This window comes from Nocardia sp. NPDC059228 (genome assembly GCF_042754245.1).
In the GTDB taxonomy this organism is placed as follows: domain Bacteria; phylum Actinomycetota; class Actinomycetes; order Mycobacteriales; family Mycobacteriaceae; genus Nocardia.
Map to the genome: position 1 here is coordinate 1 of NZ_JBHZAL010000157.1, position 1,138 is coordinate 1,138.

A 1,138-nucleotide genomic window follows, 5' to 3' on the forward strand; every position below is an offset into this window, starting at 1 on the left:
GAGCAGGGTGTATGGACGAGCGACTGGAAAGACTGGCGAAATCCTCTCCGAACTTCGGTGTCCTCTTCCCTCTCCAGGCCCTGCTCTCCATCTACGGCGCCCAGGCCGAGGCCACCGTCTTCACCAACCCCAACTCCGCCCTCGTTCAGGCGGGCCAGTTCGGTGAGGTCCTGGCGGAAGAACTCGTCAGCCTTACGGCGCTGCGCGACGAAGGCACCCGCCAGTTGGACCGGCTCAACGCGCTGACCAACGCGGGCGTGCTGGTGCCAGAGATCCGTGACGACTTCGACCGGATCCGGCGCGACCGTTACCAGGCCGCCCACCGTCACCTCTTCGACTCCACCCGCGCGCTCGCGGCTGTACGCGCCTGCTACAAGCTCGGCCTCTGGTTCCACGACGCGATCTCCGGAAAGCGCACGGTCGCCGAGTTCGTACCGCCCACGGACCCCGAAGCCCAGATCACCGACCCGGCGGAGCTCGCCGAACTCCAGGAGGCCCTCGACGGCCACCGTGAGTCGCTCGCCCAGTCCCGGGTCCGCCTCACGGAGAGCACGACCCAACTGGAGGCGGAGCGGCGTGCCCGCGCCGAGGCGGAGTCGCTCATCTCGGCCGCCGCCGCCAACAAGGAGCAGTTGCTCGCCCAGATCGAGCAGTTGACCACACAGGTCGATGCCATGCGGGCAGCTCAACAGTCGTCGTACGACCTGCTGCGCAAGACTCCGCGCCCGGTCGACGCCGCCGCCCGCGACGCGATCGTCCACCGCGCGCAGCGCCCCGCCCCTCTCAACGAGGTGCAGGCCCGCGAGACCATCGACCGGATGCTGAGCGCCGCGGGCTGGCAGGTCCAGGACCGCGACCAGGTCAATCCCGGCGCCGCACAGGGCGTCGCCGTGCGCGAGTTCACCGTGGCGACGGGCCGTGCCGACTACGTCCTCTACGTCGACGGCAAGATCGTCGGCGTCATCGAGGCCAAGCGTGAAGGCGATCACCTCAGCAGCGCCGTCGAGCAGAACGACCGGTACGCGGCCGGCGTCCTCAAGGAGCACCGACTCGCCGTCTGGCAGCAGGACGAGCCGTTCGCGTTCCGCTACGCCACGACCGGCGCCGAGACGTACTTCATCAACCGCCTCGACCCCGA

At 69.2% G+C, this 1,138-nt stretch carries 1 protein-coding gene; it reads left to right on the forward strand.

The features are described from left to right. Positions 1–11: 11 nt before the first annotated feature. The coding region (locus ACFXKA_RS43150; protein ID WP_379431933.1) for a type I restriction endonuclease at positions 12–1,138 on the forward strand (1,127 nt) is incomplete at its 3' end.